The following is a 21369-nucleotide window of genomic DNA, read 5'->3' as shown; positions in this document are numbered from 1 at the left end:
CATTGCTGCATTCATTGGGCGTTGATCCGTTGCACCGGCTCCAGAATCCACGAAGGGTCCAGCACCTCGGGCCAGGGCTGGTAGGCGCGGGCCATCAGGTAGAACAGGTTCTTCTCGGGCGTGGGCAGCCAGTTGGCGCGCTTTTCTGGACCCGGGTCCGTGGGCTGCAACCAGATGTCCAGGCTGCCGTCGGCGTTGAACTTCATGCCCTTGGTGCGGTCGCCAATGGAGTAGCGGTTGATGGGGTTGTCCACCATGTACTGGCCTCCGGTCACGAATTCATAAAGAGAGATGGACCAGAAGGCATCTGAGGGCAGACGGCCTTGGGGCAGATGCAGGCGGTAAGCCTGTCCCTTGCCGAGCGCCTGATTGTTGCCGTCCACACTGGCAGCGAAATAGGTGGCCTCTGCGGCCTCCAGGCCCAGGATGCCGCCCGACATGGCTGCCGACTGGGCACGCATGGCGTAGTTGCTGCCAAAGCCGTCAGGCAGGCGATAGGGGGTCCAGCCGTTTCTGTGTCCAGGGTCAGTCGTCTTGCGGTCGGCATTCAGGCGATTTTTGAGTTCGCTTTTCTCGATCTCGGGTGCCAAAGCCAGCCAGCGCTGTTGAACGGACTCGGGCAGCTTGTCCCAGCTGCAGGCCTTGCCGCAGATGCCCACGCTGGCAAAGCGTTGCAGCAGAGGTTGCTCTGTGCCGGGCGGTGGGTTGCGCACCAGGGCCTCATTGCTCACATCGACAAAGCGGCTCCAGTCCTGGGCTTGCGGCTTGATTTTTGGATTTTCTTCGTGGTTCTTGTGCACAGGCTCCATGCGAAACCCATCCTGTACTGCATGGGCGCTCTTGAGGTCATCTTCACCGGTGACCAGCACGCGCAGATTCAGATAGACGTCCCGCGTAGGCGCGCGCACGATCTGGTCGACCTGTGGGATCTTGCCGCTCCAGCGCGGGCCGACCAGGGCTACCTTGCGTGCCGTGGTGCCGCCAATGCGCCGGCCCACGTAGGAGAAGGTGTTGAGGTCTGCGCCAATCATGGCGATCACGTAGTAGCGGCCATGGGTTTCGGGCAGGGACAGCACCAGCGGAGACTTTTCGAGATCCAGCCAGGCCGTGGAGTAGAAGGTGTCGCGAATCGGGCCGTTGGCCCAGCGGTCCTTGGGCGTGGCCAGGTGGCGCGAGTGGCGGAAGTGGTTGAGCGTGGTGGCGGTGGGCGAGTCCTTGACCTCCAGGGCTTCATGTCGCATTTTCATGAATTCCTGATAGGGGTAGGCGTAGAGCATGGCCTCGCGGATCAGGCTGTCCAGTGCCTGGTCTTCGGTGGCTACGGATGTCTGGGCATGGGTCATGCCCAGGCAAAGGCCCAATGCAGCAGCTGCCATGGCGCGCAGCCCGGCGCGATTCAACTTTGACATGTGATTGAGATGGTGTTGTTGTGGTGATGACCGAGGCCGTTGGCTTTTTCCATCCCGGCCCGGCCTTTTCTGCGGCGAGCACCGCATACCGCGTGTGCTGGCCGCTCATGGGGAACAAGCCGCTCAGGTGCCGGCGTTGCGTGTGGCTTCAGGGGTGAACATGGAGGGGGTCATGTCTCCCTTGTTGAGCACGGGGCCCTTGGGGCGTTCCTGGAACAGGTTGTAGGCCACGTAGCCGCCGCCGATCAGGTCGTGGTAGAAGGCCGTGCCCGCATGCCAGGCGTTGGAGTCGAACGCGTAGTAGTAATTGATGAGGCCTTGCTGCCACAGGTTGCCACGTGCATCGTAGAAGTCGCTCATTACGGCGTGGCCGGTGTCTTCGTCAAGGAAAAGCACGCGCTTGCCATAGAGATGGCGATAGCCTTCCTTGAGCGTGGCTTCCAGCACCCAGACGCGGCGCAGTTCGTAGCGCATGTATTCGGGGTTGGCATGGCCGGGCTTGAGCAGGTCGGCGTACTTCACGGTATTGGCGTGAATCTTGTACGCGTTGGCGGGAATGTAGATTTCCTTCTTGCCCAGATTCTTCCAGTTGTAGCGCTCGGGCGAGCCATTGAAGAGACGGTCGGAGTCAATCGTCATCTTGGCGCCCACGCCGCCTCCCATGGGCTGGTCAAAGCCGTACTCGGGAATCTGGCGCACCCGGCGTGTGCCCGGGTCATAGCTCCAGCCCAGGCGCTTGTCCTTGCTGAAGTTGACTGGCTCCCGGCTGACGCTGACCCCGCCTTTCTCACGCTCGGGCAGCTGGACCGCATTCATGCCCTGGGCCATGGTGCCTTCCAGCGGCTTGCCGGCCTGCTCGGGGGAGTGCAGCAGGCTCATGTTGCGGTTGTCGGCACGGCCGAAGACGGTGGAGCCATCCTGCATCACATAGGCGTTGTCACGCAGTGTGTGTTCGGTGAACGCGCGCAGCGGAAACAGGTTGTTGAAGGCCAGCTCCATGCCGGTCTTGGGGAAGGGAAACGGTATGGCACCCTTGACCGCGTTGTCGGCGCCCATTCCGTCTGCGTTGATCACGGCGTTCTGCGCATTGGCTTTGGCCGAGGCACAGGCAAAGTCCGGATAGCGGAAGTCGCGATGGCCCGGATACACGGGAATGCTGAAGGTCTTGGGGTAGCGCGCAAACATGGCCTTCTGGCCCTCGGTCAGATTGGCGGCGTACTTGGCCGCATTCTCGGCCGTGATGGAGAACAGGGGCTTTTCATTGGCATAAGGGTCCACTGGGTGCTGACCCACGTGCGGCGTGTACTGAATTCCAGGTGGCGTTCCCAGCCACTTGCCCGTGTATTCGGGCACGCCGCTGGCGGTGCCTGCCTTTTCGGCGCCGATGCAGGTCAAGGACTTGCCCAGCTTTTCAATTTCTTCGGGGCTGCCTTTGGCGGTGGCAGCACCAGCCATGACGCCGGTCACGGTCAGCGCGATCAGGGCGCGGTAGCTCAGGTTGCTTTCCATCACGAATCCTCAAAGATGTATGTGTGCAGCATTTGCACTATCGATCTGCCCGCGAATCGGGCCAAGGTCTAGTCCAGGTCAGCTAGTCGCTGACTTGACGCCTGTTGACGATTTCAATGTTCAAGCGAGCTTTGCGGCTCGCCATCGCTCGTTTGGACTAGCCACTAACGCCTAGCGAAGTCACCACAGAGACAGACTGCCGCTCCAGCCCCGCGCCGACTCGGGCAAGCAAGGGAAAACCTGTGGTAGGTGACCTAGGGAAAACCAAGATGAAAATGCGCTTGAGGGGTATCGGGCGTATTGCTTTTGAAAGCGAAAGGCCGCCATGGGCAGGGCGACGTAGACCGCAAGGACTACCGGTGTCTGAAGGATCAGGTGGTGAAGTGTCTACGTTTCTGCCGGGCGTTGCCGGTGCTTGGCTCAGCTGCCGGGCATGCCAAACAGGTCATGCGCATCCAGCAGAGCCCAGGCAATCTCGGGCCTGCGCTCCATCCCCTTGCGGATGGCTGCAGGAATGCTCTGGCGCGTTTTGCGGCATAGACCCGGCAGGTCGCCGAGCTCAATCTGGATGCCGCGCATGGTGCGCACCTCGTTGTTGCCGGGGGTGATACGTATCTCCAGGCCCAAGAGCGCGTGAATGCGCTGCTGCATATGCTCTAGATCGACCAGGCTGCTGATGCTCTCCAGGCGCTGCAGCAGCTTTTTCTCTTCCTCGCGCGTGAGCTGCAGGATGCGCAGATCCGCGTCCGGCGTGCTCAGCAACTGCTGACGCCGGCAGTCGCAGGCGCCGGGTGGGCATTCAACACGGATGGGCGGGGGGGGCGGCTGCATAGGGCGGCAGAGAAAACCAGAGGCAGATGCAAGCATGCTAAGGCCTGCAAGGCCGTGCCGCCAGTGGGGGCAGGCCCGGGCAAGGCCTGCGTTTGATGGCGTGCTGGCGGCGCCATAAGTGAATTCACTTGTCCCAGTTGCTCTCAGGTTTGCCTAGACTCAGGCATTATTGAGGGTTACTACTAAAAGTAGGCTGGCTTGATCTGCCGGCATCTACCAGAACGAAAGCCTGCATTGCCCGCTGCCCGGCAGCGCTGCAGCTGGGATGGGAATAATCACTTTTGATAGCGTTAAGCGCATTTTTCATGCGTGATACGCAATATTTTTCATGATAGAAATTCGGGATTTATCCCTGACATACAAAGGCCCCAAGGGCCCTGTGCACGCCTTGCGCGGCATCAATCTGGAAATCGCTTCGGGCGAGGTGTTCGGCATCATCGGCCGCTCCGGCGCGGGCAAAAGCTCGCTGGTGCGCTGCCTGAATCTGCTCAACCGCCCCACGGAAGGCAAGGTCATCGTCAACGGACGCGACCTCATGCAGCTGTCCGATGGCGAGCTGCGCGCCGCGCGCCGCGACATCGGCATGGTGTTCCAGCACTTCAATCTGCTGTCCTCGCGTACCGTGTATGACAACGTGGCCCTGCCGCTGGAGCTGGCCGGTATTTCCAAGGACGAGATTTACCAGCGCGTGACGCCGCTGCTGGAGCTGGTGGGCCTGGATCATCTGGCCGACCGCTATCCGGCCCAGATTTCCGGCGGGCAGAAGCAGCGCGTGGGCATTGCCCGGGCGCTGGCCAGCAACCCCAAGGTCCTGCTCAGCGACGAAGCCACTTCGGCACTGGATCCCGAAACCACGCGTTCCATTCTGGATCTGCTGCGCAAGGTCAATCGCGAGCTGGGCGTGACCGTGGTGCTGATCACCCACCAGATGCTGGTGATCAAGCAGATTGCCGACCGCGTGGCCGTGATCGACGGTGGCGAGATCGCCGAGCTGGGGGCCGTGATCGATGTCTTCACCCGCCCTCAGAAGACGATCACCAAGAGCCTGATCGACGAGATCGTGCCCCAGCAACTGCCCGAGTCGGTGATGACCCGCGTGAACCAGCTGGCCGCTCAGCTGCAGCCCGGCCAGCAAGGCCAGTTGTTGCGTCTGTCCTATGCGGGTGAGAGCGCCTATCAGCCGATTCTCTCGCACCTGATTCGCGAGCTGGGTCTGGATCTGTCGATTCTGCACGGGCAGATCGATGAGATCCAGGAGCAGACCTTTGGCTCGCTGGCAGTGTACGCCAGCGGCGAGGCCGCCAAGATTGACGCGGCCGTGGAGCACCTGCGCGCCAGCGGTGTGCAAGTGCAGATCGTGTCCAGCAAGGATTGAGAGCGATGTTTGAGAATTTTTCGGAAATGATGCTCCAGCTGCTGCTGGATTCCTTCTGGGAGACGCTGATCATGGTCGGCATCTCGGGCCTGATCGGCGGTCTGATCGGTATTCCGCTGGGCGTCTTCCTGCGCCTGACCGACCATGGCGGCATCTTGCAGAACGGCCCGGCCAACAAGGTTGTTGGCTGGATCGTGAATGCGCTGCGCTCGACCCCATTCATCATCTTGCTGGTGGCCATCATTCCGCTGACGCGTCTGATCACGGGCTCTTCCATCGGCACCTGGGCGGCCGTGGTGCCGTTGACGATTGCGGCGGCGCCTTTTGTGGCCCGTCTGGTGGAGACCGCCTTGCGTGAAGTTGATGGCGGCCTGATCGAAGCGGCCCAGTCCATGGGCGCGACCACCGGCCAGATCGTCTGGAAGGTGCTGCTGCCCGAGGCGCTGCCTGGCATCGTCGCAGGTCTGACCATCAGCTTCGTCAGCCTGACCGGCTACTCGGCCATGGCGGGCGCCATTGGCGGCGGTGGCCTGGGCGACCTGGGTATTCGCTACGGCTACCAGCGCTTCCTGCCCGATGTGATGCTGGTTGTGGTGATCATCCTGATCTTCTTTGTGCAAGCCATTCAAAGCCTGGGCGACTGGGCCGTGCGCCGTCTGAGCCATCGCTGAGCCGTGCCGTACATTACAAAAAATTAAGAAAAGGGCTGCTGCCTGGAAACAGGTGCCGCCCTAAAATGCAGGTTCAAAATTTTTTGAAAGGCCGCTCTTGCTCAAGGGCGGCCATGATTTTTTCTGGGTAGATAACAGCAAATGATGGATGGTTTGATTACCGGCCGACTGACCGGCATCCCCGAGAGTCGCGTAGACCGCAACCGCCGCCCCTATATGGTGGCTCGCATGCGAGCCAATGCCGGCGACGGCTCCTCGATTCCCGTGAATATCGTCGCTTTTGACAATGCACCTTGCGCCGTGCTGCGCAGTCTCTCCGAAGGCGATGCGATTGCCTTGCGTGGCAGCTTCACGCCCAAGGTCTGGATCGACAGGCAAGACGAGTCCCATGCTGTGCTTGACGTGGTGGCCCAGCAGGTGCTGGCAGCACCCACGATGTCCGATCTTTGACAGCCTGCGCATGCAGACAAGCCCGCCACCGTGAAGGAGCGGGCTTTTTTGTGGGCGCTTGGGTTGTCGCATGCAAGCCGTTGCGGCTTGTATTGCCAATCTGTAGTTTGCATCTGAGCAATCTGTCTAAGAAACAGCGCGCTGGCACATGAAACTGACGCTACAGTCTTAGCCACTCTCAATCTTTGGCACAAGGAATCTGCATGTTGAACAAGCGCTCGCTTTTGCGCACCACATTGGCCGTGGCTGCTGCGGCCACCCTGGGCTTTGCCGCCCAGGCCCAGGACAAGACCATCAAGATCGGCGTGACCGCCGGTCCTCACGCGCAGATCATGGAAGTGGTCAAAAAGGTTGCTGCCAAGAACGGCCTGAACCTCAAGGTCATCGAGTTCGGCGACTATGTCCAGCCCAATGCGGCACTGGCCGCCGGCGATCTGGATGCCAACAGCTACCAGCACCGCCCCTATCTGGATGCTCAGATCAAGGATCGCGGCTACAAGATCAGCTGGGTGGCCGACACGGTGAATTTCCCCATCGGCATCTACTCCAAGAAGATCAAGGCCTTGTCCGAGCTCCCCACCGGCGCCAAGTTCGGCCTCCCCAACGACCCCACCAATGGTGGCCGCGCGCTGCTGCTGCTGCAGACCCAGGGTCTGATCAAGCTCAAGGAGGGCGCGGGCCTGAAGGCGACGCCCCTGGATGTGGTCTCCAACCCCAAGAAGCTCAAGTTCGTCGAGCTGGATGCGGCCCAGTTGCCACGTTCGCTGGACGATCTGGATGCCTCCACCGTCAACACCAATTTCGCGATCTCGGCTGGTCTGAACCCCAAGAAGGATGCGATTGCGCTGGAGTCGGCCAAGAACCCCTATGTGAACATCATGGTGGTGCGCGATGCCGACAAGAATCAGCCCTGGGTCGCCCAGCTGATCAAGTCCTATCACTCCGATGAGGTGCGCCAGTTCATCGACAAGGAGTTCAAGGGCTCGGTCTTCCCGGCGTTCTGATGACTCCCCCCTGAGGCGCTTCGTGCCTTCCCCTGGCCGGGCGCCCCCAAGGGGAACGACAGCCTCGCTGCGAGGCGGCTCTTGCTTGCTGTCTCTTTGCTGGGGTATGCCTGTTTCTGAGGCATTTAACTAAGCGCTGCACTTGCAGCGCTTTTTTATTGCTCTTTATTTGATAGCTTATGGCGCTTGTTTATATTGAATCTTAGATAGAAAGTTGCTTGAAATCTATTGTGGGATTGCGCTAGCTGCTCATTTATTCAAGCGTCTGAAACCACTCGGCGATAGGGGCACGGTTCGTGCGTGTCTGGTTGACGGGGGCTGAGTCGTCGGCCCAGCCCAGGGCCAGGCCGCAGACGATGTGTTTGCTCTCGGCCAGGCCCAGCACGCGGCGCACGGTGGCCGGGTACGAGGCCAGGGCGCCGATGGCGCAGCTGCCCAGGCCCATGGCGGCGGCTGCCAGTTGAAGGCCGTAGAGCGTCATGCCCAGATCCATGTAGCCACCGGGGCCGTAATGGGAGTCGATGGTGACGACCAGCGCCACGGGTGCATCGAAGAAGCGGTAGTTGCGCGCAAACTGCGCTTCGCGCCCGGCGCGGTCGTCGCGCGCCACGCCCAGGGCACCGTAAAGTGCCTGGGCCGAAGCCACCTGGCGCTTGCGCAGCTGCATGGGCATGGGGCGCGGAAAGTAGGTGTAGTCCTCGCATTCGGGCACCTGGCTTTCGACGTCCTGCAGCAGGGCGGCCGTCAGTTGCTCGCGCAGCTTGCCACGCACCGCGATCAGCTGGCCTGGCTGCAGATTGCCGCCGCTGGGCGCCTGGCGCGCCGTCAGCAGCAGCTGCTGCAGCAGCGCATCAGGCACGGCATCGGGCAGGAAAGCACGTGTGGAGCGGCGTTGCTGCATCAGCGCCATGCCTGCCGGCAAGTCGATGCTTTCAAGTGTTGTAGCAGTTGAGCCTTTGCTGGACATGGGGTAGTAGCTATCAAAAATGAATTCAGGGGGTGGCTTGCAGCCATTGCACCAGGGTTGCCGCGCCAATGCCGCCGGCGCCGGCAATGGCCGCCAGACCGAGCGCAGTGCCGGTGGTCGATGAGCGGGCCTGAAGCTGGAGCTGAGCCAGGCAGCGCACCAGCGCAATCGCGCCAGACGCACCTATCGGGTGGCCACGCGCCAGGCCGCCGCCCGCGCTGTTGATCTGCTCGGGCGCAAGGCCCATGGCGGCGCAGAAAGCCAGGCCTTGCACGGCAAAGGCGTCGTGCAGTTCGATGGCCGAAAGATCCTGGGCCTGCAATTGTCGCTTGTGCGGCCCGGCCAGCGCATGGCTGCCTCGGGCCAGCGCCATCTGCGCTGCCGCAATCGCGGCAAGCAGCGGTGTTTCCGGCGCGGCGCCCACGCTGGCGCTGGCCAGCCATTGTGCGCGTGGCAGCAGATTCCAGCGGGCGCAGGCCTCGGGCGTGGCCAGCAACAGCAGGGCCGCACCATCGGCCTTGGCCGAGATGGTCAGCGTACTGAGCGCATGGGCGGTGATTTCGTCGGCACTCGAACCCTCATGGCTGCCCCGAGCCACCACCGGCATGCGCGCGGCACGCCCGGGCTGGAGGGCGCGCGGATAGGCGTCTGCCGCAAGCCCTGCCACGGGCACGATTTCGGGGGCGAGCTGCGCCTGGGCGGCCAGGGCCCGGCTGTGGCTCAGCAGCGCATAGTGCTCCTGCTGGCTGCGGCTGAAGCCATGCGCGAGCGCGTAGTCGGCTGCCGACTGCAGCATATCGGGGTCGCGCTCGGGATCGGGGGCAAATGGCGGGCGCTCGTAGCCCTGGGGTTGCTCGCCGGGGTGTAGCGGGCGGGTCTGGCGAATGGGGGCGCGGCTCCAGGCCTCGATGCCGCCGGCAATCACCACCTCGGCCTGCCCTGATTGCAGCAGACCCACGGCCATGGCCACGGCATCCAGGCCCGAGCAGCACTGGGTATCGATGGTGTGTGCGGCGCAATTGTCGGGCAGGCCGGCGGCCAGTGCCAGCATGCGCGCCGGGTTGCCGCCGGCGCCCAGGGCGTTGCCGATGACGACCGCGTCCACGGCATGGGCCGGCAAGCCGCTTTGCTGCAGCAGTGACAGCAGCAGCGGCCGGCCCAGTTCATGGGGACTGAGCCGGGCCAGGGCCGAGCCGATCGGAGCCACCGGGCTGCGGGCCCAGGCAATGATGGGGGTCTTGCTTGGCATGGGCCTCAACTCTGCCACGGCCGCAATGCGGGGAGCTGGGCAGGGGATATGCCAGCATCGGCCGGCGCTGTCATCCGGGCGCGCAGGGCCTGGGCCAGCTGGCCGTGATCGGTCTTGCCGCTGGCTGTCTGTGGCCAGTGCTCGCAGATCCACCACTGGCGCGGCACCTTGAAGGCTTCGGTGCGCTCGCGCAGCCACTGGTTCAGCTCCAGGGCCGAAGGCGCCTCGGTCTGCGGCCTCCATTGCAGCACCGCGTGTACCTGCAGGCCGCGCAGCGCATCGGCCTGGCCGTGCAGCGAGACCTGGGCAATGGCCGGGTGGCTGGCCAGCAGGTTCTCCACTTCCTCGGGAAACAGGTTCTTGCCCTGGGTGACGATCATGCGGCTCTGGCGGCCTGCCAGGCACAGCATGCCGCGTTCGTCGATATGGCCCATGTCGCGCACGGACAGCCAGTCGCCATCGCGCAGCACGGCCGTGGCGTCATGGGCATCGCCCACATAGTCCATGAACAGCATGGGACTGCGGATATAGATCAGGCCGTCGCTGGCGTGGCGGGTGCCATGCTCGGCCAGCGCATTCTCGGCGGCATCGCTGCCGGTGGGGCGAATGGATAACTCGACATTGCTGAATGGCCTGCCCACGGCCTGCGGGCCGCTGGCTTCGTCGGCATCCATCCAGGCCACAAAACTGGCCTCGGAGGCGCCATAGAACTCGATGATGCGAGCCCGGGGGAACAGGGCACGCAGCGCCGGCGTGTGGGAGCGCATCCAGCGCGCGCCGCTGATGGTGATCAGTTCGACCTCGGGAATCGGTGCGAGTTGTCGATGCTCCGCCCATTGCAGCATCAGCAGCAACTGGCTGGGCACGGCGATGAGGCAGGGGGTATCGCCACGCGCCAGGGTTGTGAGACAGCGCGAGGCCGAGAACTTCTCCTGCATGACGGCGCCGCAGCCATACCAGATGCCTTGCATGGCCCCGAACAGAAACAGCGAGTGCGAGATGCGCCCCGGCGCCAGCGTGCGCTGGGCGACGACAGGGCCGAAATCCTGCAGCCCGACGCGAAAGCTCTCCGTCCACGACAGATGGTGGCGCTTGAAGCCCTTGGGCAGGCCGGTGCTGCCCGAGGTAAAGCCTGTATAGAAGGCTGCCGTCGGTGCTGCCGATTCCAGTTCGCAGGGCTGCTTGGGCAGCCAGCTTTCAATGCGCTGGCGCACAGCCGGTTGCCAGTCGGGGTCGGCGACAGCTGCGCAGCGGCCGCTGTGGATCACGGCCAGAAAATCCACCAGTCGCTCCAGCGTGGAGCGGCTGGCATCCAGCAGCAGCATGTGCGGCGCGCGTTGCGCCACCAGGCGTGCCGAGCGCTGCTCGACCTCGGCATGCAGCCGGCCAAAGGTCCAGGAATCGGCCTCGCTTTGCAGGGCCACCACATCGGGCCGGTGCTGCGCCCAATGGGCCAGCGGGCCGTGAACCAGCTGCCAGAAGCCCTGCAGCGGCGCTGCAGCGGACAGCGCGTTCACCGGCGACCGCCAAAGCGCCAGTCAGGCATTCCGCGCGCCACGGTGTGGACGATGATGGCGCAGAGAATGCATTTGATGAAGTCGCCGGGCACAAAGGCCAGCGTCACGGCAAAGGCCTGACTCAGGCTCATCTTGGCGACCAGCATCAGGCCCAGCACGCCAAAGGCATGCAGGCACAGCAGGCCGCCGATCAAGGAGGCGATGAAGGCGCTCAGCGCCGTGCGACGTGGCGTGCTTTGCGGCAGGGCGGCCATGATGGCGCCGGTCACGGCGGCGGCCAGCATATAGCCGATCAGATAGCCGGCAGAAGGCGCCATGAAGACGCCGATGCCGCCGCGGCCGCCAGACAACAGGGGAAGGCCCACGGCCACGGCCGCGAGAAACAGCGCCATGGACTGCAGGCCGCGCCAGGGCCCGAGCATGACGCCTGCCAGCATCACGCCCAGCGACTGGATGGTGATGGGCACGCCGAACGGCAGGTCGATCTTGGGAATCAGGCCCATCACGGCCATCAGTGCGGCGAACAGAGATACCTGAGCCATGGAGCGTGCGCCGCCGCGCGATACGGTGTGAGAGGGGGTGGTAGTCATCAATGCTCTCCTAGAAACCCAGTCTTGCCCAGAGGGCGTCGGCTACACGGCGCGTGGCCTGCAGCATATGAATCGTCAGCGGTGCAATCAGGCGCAGGCCGCCGCTTTTGCCGGTGCGCAGGCGGTATGCCTCGTCCAGCTTTGTCCATTGCACAAAGAAATGTTCGGTAAAGCGCAGCATGAGTGCAAGCTGCATGGCCACGCGCTCGGTGGGGATGCCCAGGCGGGCCAGCGGGGCCAGCAGCCATTCCAGCACCTCGACCAGATCGCTGGGGCGCGTGGTGATGGTCAGCGCAATGCCCAGAGTCGAGGCGCAGACCAGCCGCAGACTGCTGAGGGCTGCCAGCACAGGGTTGCCCATGAAGACATGAAAGCCCGCCACCAGCAGCGCCGCGACGATAACCGAGCGCATCAGCCGGCGCGCCACCTGCGTGGCCTGACCCAGCGAGATCCAGAGAACCAGGCAAGCCACGCCGCAGCCCGCCTGCACCCAGGGGTCGGTCATCAAGAACAATAGCGTGCCGAAAACTGCCAGCAGCAAGAGCTTGAGGCCGGCCGACCAGCGATGCAGCCAGGTCGCAACTTCGCTGTAGAGACTACCCATGCAGGTCTCCGTGCGCGTTTTTCTTCAGCAACTGCTCCCGCACTGAGGCCTCGTAGGCGCTGCAGATGTCGCGGCCCGCTCCGTCGCCGCGCAGCCGGCCTTGCTCCAGCCAGATCACGCGCTCAAAGTCGCGCACATGGTCGAGCACATGGGTGGAGACCAGCACCTGTTGCGGCGCGGCAGCGATATCCTGGGCCAGGCGGGCCTGACCGGGCAGGTCCAGGCTGGCGAAGGGCTCGTCCAGCAGCAGCAACTGGGGCGCGGCAATCAGCAGCGAGAGCCAGCACACCTGCTGGCGCTGGCCCTGGCTAAGGCTGCCAACGGCCCGCTCGGCCCAGTGGGCCAGACCGCGCGCGGCCAGCAGCTCGCGTGCCCTGGCTCTGGCCTGCTGCTTGTTCAGGCCCTGGGGGCGCAGGCCCAGGGCCAGTTCTTCCTCCACAGTGGGGAAGATGATCTGGTCGTCCGGGTTCTGGAACATCAGGCCGATCAGGCCGGGCTTGTGCTGGCGCGCTTGCAGCAAGGGCATGCCATCCACCAGTACCTGTCCGGCCTGGGGCAGCTCAAGTCCGCAAAGCAGGCGGAACAGGCTCGATTTGCCCGCGCCGTTGTTGCCGATCACGCCGATGCGCTTTTGCGTCAGGGCCAGGTTCAGGCCGTCAAACACCTGGGTCTGGCCACGCTGCAGCCGTATGTCGACCAACTGCACGCCTTGCGGGGCCGGGATCTGCAAACCGCCGCTCATGCGCCAGCTCCTGCTGCGGCAAGGGCAGGGCTGCAAGGCGCCGGGCTGGAATGTGGATGGCAAGAAACGAAAAGGGCTGACATACGGGGACGAATCTGAAACCGTGCCCCGGCTTCAAACATACGAGGCAGCGTTGGTGGCGGATTCTAGCGCTGTGAATTTGCTTTCAAAAGACTGCCATCTGAGCTCTTTTTATGTGAATTTCCTATAAGAAATGATTTCTTTACTTTGGGCTGGCGGTCGTTGTCGTTTGTCCCGCATTTCGTGGCTGTTGCACGCCTGATAGCAGCGTGTTGCAGAGTGAAGAATTTCTGTGTGCTGTTCTTGCCGACTTCAGAGGCTAACTTCGCTCAATCTGCATGAGCGCTGGCGTGAAGATTCATGAGATTGGCCGTGGATAGCCATGTTTTGACGCGGCTTGCATGGCTGATGAGCGCAAGCCTGTTGCAGGCGTCTGCCTTTAGGCAGTCAAGCCGGCGCGAGATTGGCAGTTTTCGGGCTCAGACAGGCAGTTTGCAAGCACCAAAATTTTTCTGAAGAAATCGCTTTTGAGCCGTCCGGATATAAAAAAAGCGGGCTCTGGGCCCGCTTTTTGGCTGTCCGGCAACGCGGATGACCTAACTAGAACTGATAGCTGAGGCTGGCACCAGTCATCCATTGACGTCCCGGGGCCGGCTCGTAATAACGTCCGTTGCCTTCGTTGACGATGACCGAGCCCACATAGTTCTTGTCCGCCAGATTGTCGATGCGGGCAAAAGCACTGAGCTTCCAGGCACCCAGGCGCCGGGTGTAGCCCACGCTCAGGCTGGCCACGTCGTAGCTGGGGGCATAGACCTGGTTTTTGTCGTCGGCGGCAATGCGGCCCACATGACGCCAGTCCAGGCCCACACGCCAGTCGGTGGCGGGAAGCCATTCCAGCCCCAGGTAGCCCAGATGTCTGGCCGTGCCAGCAATGCGGTTGCCGGCGGGAATGCAGTCCTTGCCTGTGCTGTCGCAATAGCCGCTGCGCAGGCTGGCGTCGAGCATGGTCAGCGCGCCGTTCAGGCGCAATTGGGGCATCAGCCAGGTGCTGCCGCTCAGCTCCATGCCGCGGCGGCGTGTTTTGCCTGCGTTCTGATAGGAGGTGCGGCCGTTGTCGTTGCTGGCCACCACGATTTCATTGTCGGTCTGGGTCTGGAACAGCGCGGCAGACCAGTCGCCGCGCAGTCCGGCCACATTGAAGCGTTGCTTGATGCCCAGCTCGGCACTGGTCGATACTGCGGGCTTGAGGCCGATGTTCAGGCCTCCCATCAGATCGGGGCGGTACGAGATCTCGTTGAAGGTAGGTGTTTCCATGCCGCGACCCAGTGAGGCATAGACATTGGTGTCCTGATTGAGCTCGTGCTGCAGTGAAACAACCGGCAGCAGCTTGTGGAATCCGGCATTGCCGCTATCGTCCTTGTCGGCCAGGAAATGGTCGCGCGACTGGAACTGCACATTGCTCCAGCGCAGGCCGGCATCGAGCTTCCAGCGCGGCGCAAAGGCCCAGGAAGCTTGCAGATAGGGGTCAACGCTGGTGAGGGTGTTGCGCTCGTCGCGCACCAGCTCGCCGACCACGCCCAGCTGGTTGCCCACAAAGTTCTTGTAGCCCTGGCGGTCTTCCCTGACGGTATTGGCGGACAGGCCGGCAATCAGGCTCAGGCTGCCGCTGCCCAGCTCGTACTTGCCGCTCCAGCGCGCATCGATGCCGCCATAGTCGCGCCTGAGGCCGATCACCCCGCCTCTGTACCGGTTTCCTTCATTTTCTGGTTTTGTGACAGTTTGAGATGCCGACGGGATGGACTGGAACTGCATCATTTCGCGCTGACCGGCATAGGCCATGAGGCGCAGCGCCTGGCCTGCGCCAAGCTCGCGCTCGTAGGTCAGGCCGGCCTGGGTCTGTTTCACGCTTTTGCGCGAGTTGTATGTCAGCGCATTTGGCGTGGTCATCTGCGGATTCTTGGCCCAGTTCGCTGGCTCTATGCCGCCGGGGTCCTTTGCATCGATGCCCACGTGGTTGGCCACCAGGGTCAGCTGGCTGTATTCGTCGGGCTTGACATCGATACGGGCGTTGAACAGGTTTTTGTCCGCTGCGCTCTGGGCTCGGTAGCCGTCGGTGAGAAAACGGCTGGCGCTGAGCACATAGCCAATCCCGTTGGCTTCGCCCTTGGCCTTGAGGCCCAGACGCTTCTGCCCGTCGCTGCCCAGTGCAAAGCTGCTTTCCACCGAGGGCGCGCCCTCGCCGCGTTCGGTATAGGCATTGATCACGCCGCCAGAGGCGTTGCCATAGAGCGCAGAGTAGGGGCCGCGCAGCACTTCCACGCGCTCCAGCGAGGCGATATCGATATTGTTGGTCTGACCCTGGCCGTCGGGCATGGTGGAGGGGATGCCGTCCACATAGATCTGTATGCCGCGCACACCGAAGGTGGAGCGCGCGCCAAAGCCGCGAATCGACAGCTGCAGGTCTTGCGCATAGTTCTGGCGGTTCTGCAGCTGCAGTCCCGGAGCTGCGCTCAGGGACTCCGAGAGATTGACCTGCAGATTGCGCTCGCGCATGCGTTCGCCGTCGAGCACGGTGACGGAGGCCGGGGTCTGCTCAAGCGCGGACTCCTGCAAGGTGCTGCGCACGGTGACTTCGGACAACTGGGGCAGGTCCGGTTGGGCGGCGGCTTGCTGGGCTGTTGCGGACTGTGCCGTCAGCAGCAGTCCGGCGGCGGCCACAGGCCAGCCTGCCAGATGACAAAGGCGCGAAAAATGCATGTGAATATCTCTGGGGCTTGGGGCGGGCGTTCAGTGCCCTGGATGGCTTGCAAGCTCTGCTGACGCCGTCCATCGCCGCGCCATGCCGCGCTTTCAGGCATGTCGTACCTGCGCCATTGTCGGCGCAGCGGCAGGTTGCGTCTCAGGCAGCTTGCGGTGCTGGGTCGATTGTATTTGGGCAGCAGTGTTTTGATGTTTTTGCCCTGGATGTCCTTCTTGCGCGTGCTGGAGCCTTACCCCAGGTTACAAGTGACGCGACTTTCATGCGCCAGCTCCGGCCCCTTGCAGCGATGCCGTTGGGGTAAGATGGCGCCGCGCTCCGGGGTGCACACCAGTGCTGAGATCTACACCCGCGAACTTGACCCGGTTCATACCGGCGGAAGAAGAGCTTGCAAGCTGACCTCAGGGCAGTGCGTTCTCGCATGGTCAGCAAGCCTTCGGAGCATGACGTCCCCGCTCTCGAAGGAATTTCATGGACAAGGCCGCTTCGCTGGTCGCCGATCTGCTTGCTTTCATCGCAATGGATGACTGCACCGACGACCAGTTCAATCAATTCGCCCTGCGCCTTTTCGCCTACCAGTACGAATGCAATGCGCCGTTTCGCAGCTTTTGCCAGCGACGCGGCGCCACGCTGCGCAATGTCAGGAGCTGGCGCGATGTCCCTGCTGTGCCCATCGATGCCTTCAAGGCGATGGAGCTGCGCAGCGAGCCGCCATCGCCCGCCGAGCGCGTATTCATGACCAGTGGCACCACGGGCCGCGCCGCACGTGGACGTCATTTCCATCCGCAGCTCGATGTCTACGACCTGTCCATGAAGCGCTATTTCTCCAGGCGTTTCATGCAGGGGCTGGAGCGCATGCCCATGGGCATTCTGTTTCCCGATGAGCAGGCCATGCCCAATTCCTCGCTGGCCCACTATTTGGCACTTGCCCGCTCCGAATTCGGCTCGGCCGGCAGCCGCTACTACCTGAACTCGGAAGGGCTGGACATGCCGGCCCTGTGCGCCGCGCTGGAGGAGTCAGAGCGCAGCGGCCAGCCCTTTGCCCTGCTGGGCGCGAGCTTCAGCCTGGTCCATGTGATGGATGCCCTGCGTGCGCAGGGCCGCAGCTTCCGCCTGCCCGCAGGCAGCCGCGTGCTGGATACGGGCGGCTACAAGGGGCAGTCGCGCGAGCTGCCGCTTGAGCAGTTCTATGCCGAGCTTTCCCAGTTGCTGGGCGTGCCGCGCAGTCTGTGCATCAATATGTATGGCATGACGGAGCTGAGCACCCAGTTCTATGACGATGGCAATGCGGTGCTGCCTTCGGTCAAGTCCGGCCCGCACTGGATTCGCTCGCGTCTGGTCGAGCCGATCACCGGCAGGGACGTGGCCGCTGGTGAGCGCGGCATTCTGGTGCATTGCGATCTGGCCAACTACAACGCGGTGACCACCATCCTGACCGAGGATGTGGGCCTGTGGGCCGGCCCGCAGGAAAAAGACGGCTTTTTGCTGCTTGGACGGGCCGAAGGGGCCGCAGCCAAGGGCTGCTCGCTGGCGGTTGAAGAGTTTGTGAAAGCTGCCGGCGCATGAACGAGCAGCGCAAGCTACAGCGCATCAGGGCTGGCTATCTGCCAGGCCTGAACGACGATGAAGTGCAGTGGCAGACGCTGGACTTCAAGTCTCGGAACGGCCAGGTGCTGGAAGTCTGCGTTCCCGTGCTGACGGCGCCGCAGATGCAGGCACTGGCCTGTCGTGTGCGTACAGCTGCGGCCATCCATCTGCGTCCCATGCCGGTGGCCGAGATCATCGATGCCGTCGATCGTGCGATGGCTCGCCTGCTGGACCGTAACGACATCTACCGCCAGCAGGCCGAAGCCTGGCTGCCCGTGGTCAGCGGCTATGACGCCGATATGGTGCGGCTGGGGCTGACAGGATTTTTCAAGACCTTTCGTGCAGCGCAGCTCAAGCGCTTTGTGGCCGAGGATTTTGCCAACCCGGCGGTGCTCGATGGCTTTCAACCGGCAGCCAAGGGCGGCGCCGTACGTGCTTTCGGCCCGGATCTGCTGGTGCATAGCTGGGCGGGCAACGTGCCTGCGCTGTCGCTGTGGAGTCTGGTCTGTGGCTTGCTGGTCAAGGCCCCTGCGATTGGCAAGCTGGCCAGTGCCGAGCCCTTGTTTGCGGGATGGTTTGCACGCCTGCTGGCCGAGGTTCACCCGCCGCTGGCCGATTGCCTGGCCGTGGTGTGGTGGCGCGGTGCAGGCGGGGAGGAGGCCGACGCGCTCTATGCCCAGGCCGATACGGTGCTGGCCTATGGCGGCAATCAGACGCTGGATGCACTGCGCCGTCGTCTGCCCGTGACGACGCGCTTTTTGCCCCATGGCCACAAGCTGGGCTTTGGCCTGATCGGGGCCCAGGCGCTGGATACGCTCAAGGCTCCGGCCATGGCAAGGCAGGCAGCCTGGGACGTGATGCGCTACGACCAGCAGGGCTGCTATTCGCCCCATGTGTTCTATGTGCAGCGTGGGGCGCCGGTTTCGCCGCGTGCTTTTGCCGACTATCTGGCGGCCGAGCTTGCCAATCTGCAGCGACGTTTTGCACGCCGCGAGCTGGATCTTGAAGAAGGGGCGGCGCTGGCCCGCTGGCAGCAGAACATGGAGTGGGGCGGCGAAGCTCATCAGCTGCTGGGGCCTGTGGATGCACCCTGGAGCGTTGCCTACAGCGAGAGTCTTCAGCCTCTGGCACCGACCGCGCTGTACCGCACGATTGCCGTGGTGGCCGTGGACCGGCTCGATGCCGTGCTGCCCGTGGTGGCCGCTCAGCGCGACTATCTGCAGACCGCCGGCATTGCGGCCGGCCCCGAAGAGCTGTACCGCCTGGCCGGGCTGCTGGGTGCGGCTGGCGTCACGCGTATCAGCGCCATCGGCTCCATGAGCATGCCCGAGGCGGGTTGGCACCATGACGGGCGCTTCAACCTGCTGGATCTGGTGCGCATGACGGAGATCGAGCAGTCGGCAGAACTGGCGGCCCAGCCGCTGGCCTCTTATGCGGACTGAGGGAGTGGATACAGCCGTGGCATTCATGGAGTTCAAACAGGCCCGATTCAGCTACCCGGGACGAGTGCCCGTGGTGGATGGCGTGGACTGGCAGGTCGGGGCCGGAGAGTTTCACTGCCTGCTGGGGCGCAGCGGCTGCGGCAAGACCACGCTGCTCAAGCTGGCGGCAGGCCTGCTCAGGCCTCAGTCGGGGCATGTCTTGCTGCGCGGCAGCGAACTGGCAGCGCCGGGGCCGCAGCTGGGCTTCATGTTCCAGGCACCGACACTGCTGGACTGGCATACGGTGATCGATAACGTGCTGCTGCCCGTGTCGCTGCAGCGCAAACCCACACAGCAAGATCAACAGGCGGCCATGCAGTTGCTGGAGCAACTGGGTCTTGCCACCCATTCACGGCTTTACCCGGGCCAGCTCTCGGGCGGACAACAAAGTCGCGTGGCTCTGGCGCGAGCCCTGATCCTGGAGCCGCCGCTGCTGCTGCTCGACGAGCCTTTTGCGGCGCTGGATGCCATCACACGCTCCGAGCTGCAGGACGACTTGCTGCGCACCTGCCATAGGCATGGAACGACGGTGCTGTTTGTTACCCACGACATCAACGAGGCCGTCTATCTGGGCGACCGCATTGCACTCATGCATGGGGGCCGCATCGTGGACGACTGGTCGATAGAGCTGCCGCAGCCGCGTCAGCAAAGCATGCGCCATGGTGCGGCGTTCAACGACTACTGCGCCCGGGTGCGCACCTCGATGGACCGGGGGGGCGCATGAGCAGCTTGCTGAGCAAGACACATTGGCTGTCTGCCTTGCTTTTGATAGCCGTTCTTTCAATATGGGAGCTGGCTGCGAGGCAATTTGGCTTGTCGGCGCTGGTGTTGCCTGCGCCCTCGGCAGTGGCGCTGTCGCTGTGCTCGGGTCTGGCATCCGGCTATTTCTGGCCGCATCTCTGGGCGACCTTGCAGGCCTTGCTGCTGGGCCTACTCATAGGCAGCGCCGTGGGCCTGCTGGCCGGCATGGCACTGGCCGAGTCTGAACTGCTGGAGCGCGTGCTCAAGCCCTATGTGGTGGTCAGCCAGGTCGTGCCCAAGCTGGCCCTGGCGCCATTGTTTGTGCTGTGGTTCGGCTTCGGCATGTTGCCAACGGTGCTGATCACGGCGCTGATCTGCTTTTTTCCGTTGATGGAAAACACATTGACGGGCCTGCGGCAGGTGGATGCTCAGCGCCTGCAGCTGTTTCGCATGCTGGGCGCTACACGTCTGCAGACCTTGCTGCGCCTGAAACTGCCGACGGGGCTGCCCGCGATTCTGGCCGGGCTGCGCGTGGCCGTGGTGCTGGCGCTGGTCGGCGCCGTGGTGGCCGAGTTCATGGGCGCCAGCCAGGGCCTGGGGGCAGTGGTCATTGCAGCCCAGGGAATGATGGACACCACGCTGATGTTTGCGGCGCTGGTGCTGATTGCCGCCATGGGGCTGCTGCTGTATCAGGCCTGTCTTGTTCTGGAGCGCTATTTGCTGCGCTCCCATCACTTTTCAACCTCGCAGTCGGGCAACCGGGCCTGACTGCATCTTCAAACCATTTGTCATGCACAACAGCAACCAGACTTCGTTCATCTCTCGCCGCAGCCTGCTCGGCGCCTGTGCAGGCCTGAGCGGCCTTGCCATGACCGGCACCAGCATGGCGGTTCCCCTGCAGGGCAAGATTCGCCTGGCCGGCTGGAGCAAGCCCATCAGCGAGATCACCAATATTCTGGTCGAGCCCGAAAAAGGCTTCTTCAAGGCGAATGGCGTGGAACTGGCCTATCTGCCCGGCGCGGGCGGCGGCGATGCGATCCGCAATATCCTCAGCGGCCAGGCCGACGTGGCGTTTACCGACCCCGGCTCCTTCTTCATGGCTCTGGACAAGGGCGAGAAGCTGGTGGCGATCTACGACATCTATCCGCAGAACGTGTTCAACGTGGTCTCGCTCAAGTCCTCGGGCATTCGCAAGCCGGCAGACCTCAAGGGCAAGAAGATCGGTGTCTACAGCCTTGCCAGCGGAACGCGCCAGAACCTGCTGGTGATGCTGCATCAGGCCGGCCTCAAGGAGTCGGATGTCAGCATTGTCGTGACCGGCCTGCTGAACTTTGCGCCCCTGATGCAAGGGCAGGTTGATGCGACTGCCGCCACGGATACAGGCCTGGCGGTGGGGCTGCGCAAGGGCATAGGCGAGGTCAATGTGATGCAGGTCAGCGACCACCTCAATATGTCCAGCGACATGTTTGTGGTGCGCGAGGAAGTGTTCCAGCAGAAGAAGGACTTGCTCAAGGCATTCGTCAAGGGCTACCGCGAAAGCGCTGCCTGGATGATGGCGAATCCCGAGGAAGCCTCGGTGCTGGCCAGCAAATATGCCATCGACGGTACGCGTCGCGATATCAATCTGGATGTGATCCGCCTGCGTAACGCCTCTTCCATGCCGGCAGTCCAGGGTCAGCCGCTGGGCAGCTTCGATATGGCCGCGCTGCAAAAAGGCGCCGATGCCTATCGTGCGCTGGGCATGGTGCAGCGACAGATCAAGGTGGCGGATGTGGTTGTGCCGCTGTAAATCTCCCCCTGAGGCGTGTTACCTGGGCGGCCAGCGCCTTCCTCTTCTCTCTGGGGGAGGGGGGCGACAGCATC

The 21369-nt window shown here is 63.2% G+C and carries 20 protein-coding genes; 10 read left to right on the top strand and 10 right to left on the bottom strand.

The genetic code is table 11. From position 1 onward, the window contains the following. Window positions 1-11: 11 nt before the first annotated feature. From CTATCC11996_RS20120 to CTATCC11996_RS20110, 3 genes are all read right to left on the bottom strand, one after another. Window positions 12-1409, bottom strand: a complete 1398-nt coding sequence (locus CTATCC11996_RS20120; RefSeq protein ID WP_003079739.1) for a DUF1254 domain-containing protein — start codon at window positions 1407-1409, stop codon at window positions 12-14. Window positions 1410-1532: 123 nt separating this feature from the next. Then, window positions 1533-2918 carry a DUF1329 domain-containing protein gene (locus CTATCC11996_RS20115; RefSeq protein WP_003079737.1) on the bottom strand — a complete coding sequence of 462 codons (1386 nt, stop codon included), beginning with the start codon at window positions 2916-2918 and terminating at the stop codon, window positions 1533-1535. 420 nt (window positions 2919-3338) lie between these two features. Next, window positions 3339-3749, bottom strand: coding sequence for a hypothetical protein (locus CTATCC11996_RS20110; RefSeq protein WP_034349731.1), 411 nt, complete (start codon window positions 3747-3749; stop codon window positions 3339-3341). Between the two features lie 328 nt (window positions 3750-4077). Here CTATCC11996_RS20110 and CTATCC11996_RS20105 point away from each other — a divergent pair, with 328 nt between their 5' ends. The 4 genes from CTATCC11996_RS20105 (at window position 4078) to CTATCC11996_RS20090 (ending at window position 7249) form a co-directional block, all read left to right on the top strand. After that, the gene (locus tag CTATCC11996_RS20105) at window positions 4078-5124 is read left to right on the top strand and encodes a methionine ABC transporter ATP-binding protein (protein ID WP_003079733.1); all 1047 of its coding nucleotides are present in this window, start codon (window positions 4078-4080) and stop codon (window positions 5122-5124) included. A gap of 5 nt (window positions 5125-5129) precedes the next feature. Continuing rightward, entirely contained in the window at window positions 5130-5795 is a 666-nt protein-coding gene (locus tag CTATCC11996_RS20100) for a methionine ABC transporter permease (protein WP_003055731.1), read from the top strand. A gap of 144 nt (window positions 5796-5939) precedes the next feature. After that, window positions 5940-6245 (top strand): single stranded DNA-binding domain-containing protein, encoded by a 306-nt coding sequence (locus tag CTATCC11996_RS20095; protein WP_003070059.1) that lies wholly within the window; start codon window positions 5940-5942, stop codon window positions 6243-6245. Between the two features lie 203 nt (window positions 6246-6448). Then, complete coding sequence (locus CTATCC11996_RS20090) at window positions 6449-7249, top strand: MetQ/NlpA family ABC transporter substrate-binding protein (protein WP_003079731.1); 801 nt, start codon at window positions 6449-6451, stop codon at window positions 7247-7249. 253 nt (window positions 7250-7502) lie between these two features. Here the strand turns inward: CTATCC11996_RS20090 and CTATCC11996_RS20085 are convergent, their stop codons facing one another. Genes CTATCC11996_RS20085 through CTATCC11996_RS20060 form a run of 6 tightly spaced genes read right to left on the bottom strand, consistent with a single transcriptional unit; the run spans window position 7503 to window position 12918 of the window. Next, window positions 7503-8216 carry a nitroreductase gene (locus tag CTATCC11996_RS20085; protein WP_034349727.1) on the bottom strand — a complete coding sequence of 238 codons (714 nt, stop codon included), beginning with the start codon at window positions 8214-8216 and terminating at the stop codon, window positions 7503-7505. Window positions 8217-8241: 25 nt separating this feature from the next. Continuing rightward, window positions 8242-9465 (bottom strand): acetyl-CoA C-acyltransferase, encoded by a 1224-nt coding sequence (locus CTATCC11996_RS20080; RefSeq protein ID WP_003079726.1) that lies wholly within the window; start codon window positions 9463-9465, stop codon window positions 8242-8244. Window positions 9466-9470: 5 nt separating this feature from the next. Next, complete coding sequence (locus CTATCC11996_RS20075; protein ID WP_003079723.1) at window positions 9471-10982, bottom strand: AMP-binding protein; 1512 nt, start codon at window positions 10980-10982, stop codon at window positions 9471-9473. Beyond that, window positions 10979-11572, bottom strand: a complete 594-nt coding sequence (locus CTATCC11996_RS20070) for a biotin transporter BioY (protein WP_003079721.1) — start codon at window positions 11570-11572, stop codon at window positions 10979-10981. The genes CTATCC11996_RS20075 and CTATCC11996_RS20070 overlap by 4 nt, the downstream gene beginning before the upstream one ends. Before the next feature lie 10 nt (window positions 11573-11582). Then, window positions 11583-12176, bottom strand: coding sequence for an energy-coupling factor transporter transmembrane component T family protein (locus tag CTATCC11996_RS20065; RefSeq protein ID WP_003079720.1), 594 nt, complete (start codon window positions 12174-12176; stop codon window positions 11583-11585). Continuing rightward, complete coding sequence (locus CTATCC11996_RS20060; protein WP_003079717.1) at window positions 12169-12918, bottom strand: energy-coupling factor ABC transporter ATP-binding protein; 750 nt, start codon at window positions 12916-12918, stop codon at window positions 12169-12171. The genes CTATCC11996_RS20065 and CTATCC11996_RS20060 overlap by 8 nt, the downstream gene beginning before the upstream one ends. Between CTATCC11996_RS20060 and CTATCC11996_RS26385 the strand changes: the two genes are divergently transcribed. After that, window positions 12917-13129, top strand: a complete 213-nt coding sequence (locus tag CTATCC11996_RS26385) for a hypothetical protein (protein ID WP_034349723.1) — start codon at window positions 12917-12919, stop codon at window positions 13127-13129. The two genes, CTATCC11996_RS20060 and CTATCC11996_RS26385, sit on opposite strands and share 2 nt — an antisense overlap. A 410-nt stretch (window positions 13130-13539) precedes the next feature. Here CTATCC11996_RS26385 and CTATCC11996_RS20050 read toward each other — a convergent pair whose 3' ends face one another. Next, window positions 13540-15696: a TonB-dependent receptor family protein gene (locus CTATCC11996_RS20050; RefSeq protein WP_003079714.1), complete on the bottom strand. Its 2157-nt coding sequence runs from the start codon at window positions 15694-15696 to the stop codon at window positions 13540-13542. Window positions 15697-16168: 472 nt separating this feature from the next. Here CTATCC11996_RS20050 and CTATCC11996_RS20045 point away from each other — a divergent pair, with 472 nt between their 5' ends. From CTATCC11996_RS20045 to CTATCC11996_RS20025, 5 genes are read left to right on the top strand one after another with little or no spacing between them, the layout of a single operon-like run. Continuing rightward, window positions 16169-17263 carry a LuxE/PaaK family acyltransferase gene (locus tag CTATCC11996_RS20045; RefSeq protein ID WP_003079712.1) on the top strand — a complete coding sequence of 365 codons (1095 nt, stop codon included), beginning with the start codon at window positions 16169-16171 and terminating at the stop codon, window positions 17261-17263. After that, the gene (locus CTATCC11996_RS20040; protein ID WP_003079708.1) at window positions 17260-18726 is read left to right on the top strand and encodes an acyl-CoA reductase; all 1467 of its coding nucleotides are present in this window, start codon (window positions 17260-17262) and stop codon (window positions 18724-18726) included. The genes CTATCC11996_RS20045 and CTATCC11996_RS20040 overlap by 4 nt, the downstream gene beginning before the upstream one ends. Next, the gene (locus CTATCC11996_RS20035; protein ID WP_034349718.1) at window positions 18716-19489 is read left to right on the top strand and encodes an ABC transporter ATP-binding protein; all 774 of its coding nucleotides are present in this window, start codon (window positions 18716-18718) and stop codon (window positions 19487-19489) included. The genes CTATCC11996_RS20040 and CTATCC11996_RS20035 overlap by 11 nt, the downstream gene beginning before the upstream one ends. Beyond that, on the top strand, window positions 19486-20274 hold the full coding sequence (locus CTATCC11996_RS20030) for an ABC transporter permease (protein ID WP_003079704.1): 789 nt from the start codon (window positions 19486-19488) through the stop codon (window positions 20272-20274). The genes CTATCC11996_RS20035 and CTATCC11996_RS20030 overlap by 4 nt, the downstream gene beginning before the upstream one ends. A gap of 22 nt (window positions 20275-20296) precedes the next feature. Next, window positions 20297-21295: an ABC transporter substrate-binding protein gene (locus CTATCC11996_RS20025; protein WP_003079702.1), complete on the top strand. Its 999-nt coding sequence runs from the start codon at window positions 20297-20299 to the stop codon at window positions 21293-21295. The last annotated feature ends 74 nt before the right edge of the window (window positions 21296-21369 follow it).

Origin of the sequence: Comamonas testosteroni ATCC 11996 (genome assembly GCF_000241525.1) — a bacterium.
Classification (GTDB): domain Bacteria; phylum Pseudomonadota; class Gammaproteobacteria; order Burkholderiales; family Burkholderiaceae_C; genus Comamonas; species Comamonas testosteroni.
Note: the sequence above shows the minus strand (reverse complement) of the source record. Positions and strands in the feature narration are given on the sequence as shown.

Bases quoted from the DNA above. Each gene is read 5' to 3' on its own strand.
- CTATCC11996_RS20120 (WP_003079739.1), bottom strand. From the start codon at position 1,409: ATGTCAAAGTTGAATCGCGCCGGGCTGCGCGCCATGGCAGCTGCTGCA.
- CTATCC11996_RS20115 (WP_003079737.1), bottom strand. From the start codon at position 2,918: ATGGAAAGCAACCTGAGCTACCGCGCCCTGATCGCGCTGACCGTGACC.
- CTATCC11996_RS20110 (WP_034349731.1), bottom strand. From the start codon at position 3,749: ATGCAGCCGCCCCCCCCGCCCATCCGTGTTGAATGCCCACCCGGCGCC.
- CTATCC11996_RS20105 (WP_003079733.1), top strand. From the start codon at position 4,078: ATGATAGAAATTCGGGATTTATCCCTGACATACAAAGGCCCCAAGGGC.
- CTATCC11996_RS20100 (WP_003055731.1), top strand. From the start codon at position 5,130: ATGTTTGAGAATTTTTCGGAAATGATGCTCCAGCTGCTGCTGGATTCC.
- CTATCC11996_RS20095 (WP_003070059.1), top strand. From the start codon at position 5,940: ATGGATGGTTTGATTACCGGCCGACTGACCGGCATCCCCGAGAGTCGC.
- CTATCC11996_RS20090 (WP_003079731.1), top strand. From the start codon at position 6,449: ATGTTGAACAAGCGCTCGCTTTTGCGCACCACATTGGCCGTGGCTGCT.
- CTATCC11996_RS20085 (WP_034349727.1), bottom strand. From the start codon at position 8,216: ATGTCCAGCAAAGGCTCAACTGCTACAACACTTGAAAGCATCGACTTG.
- CTATCC11996_RS20080 (WP_003079726.1), bottom strand. From the start codon at position 9,465: ATGCCAAGCAAGACCCCCATCATTGCCTGGGCCCGCAGCCCGGTGGCT.
- CTATCC11996_RS20070 (WP_003079721.1), bottom strand. From the start codon at position 11,572: ATGACTACCACCCCCTCTCACACCGTATCGCGCGGCGGCGCACGCTCC.
- CTATCC11996_RS20065 (WP_003079720.1), bottom strand. From the start codon at position 12,176: ATGGGTAGTCTCTACAGCGAAGTTGCGACCTGGCTGCATCGCTGGTCG.
- CTATCC11996_RS26385 (WP_034349723.1), top strand. From the start codon at position 12,917: ATGCGCCAGCTCCTGCTGCGGCAAGGGCAGGGCTGCAAGGCGCCGGGC.
- CTATCC11996_RS20060 (WP_003079717.1), bottom strand. From the start codon at position 12,918: ATGAGCGGCGGTTTGCAGATCCCGGCCCCGCAAGGCGTGCAGTTGGTC.
- CTATCC11996_RS20050 (WP_003079714.1), bottom strand. From the start codon at position 15,696: ATGCATTTTTCGCGCCTTTGTCATCTGGCAGGCTGGCCTGTGGCCGCC.
- CTATCC11996_RS20045 (WP_003079712.1), top strand. From the start codon at position 16,169: ATGGACAAGGCCGCTTCGCTGGTCGCCGATCTGCTTGCTTTCATCGCA.
- CTATCC11996_RS20040 (WP_003079708.1), top strand. From the start codon at position 17,260: ATGAACGAGCAGCGCAAGCTACAGCGCATCAGGGCTGGCTATCTGCCA.
- CTATCC11996_RS20035 (WP_034349718.1), top strand. From the start codon at position 18,716: ATGCGGACTGAGGGAGTGGATACAGCCGTGGCATTCATGGAGTTCAAA.
- CTATCC11996_RS20030 (WP_003079704.1), top strand. From the start codon at position 19,486: ATGAGCAGCTTGCTGAGCAAGACACATTGGCTGTCTGCCTTGCTTTTG.
- CTATCC11996_RS20025 (WP_003079702.1), top strand. From the start codon at position 20,297: ATGCACAACAGCAACCAGACTTCGTTCATCTCTCGCCGCAGCCTGCTC.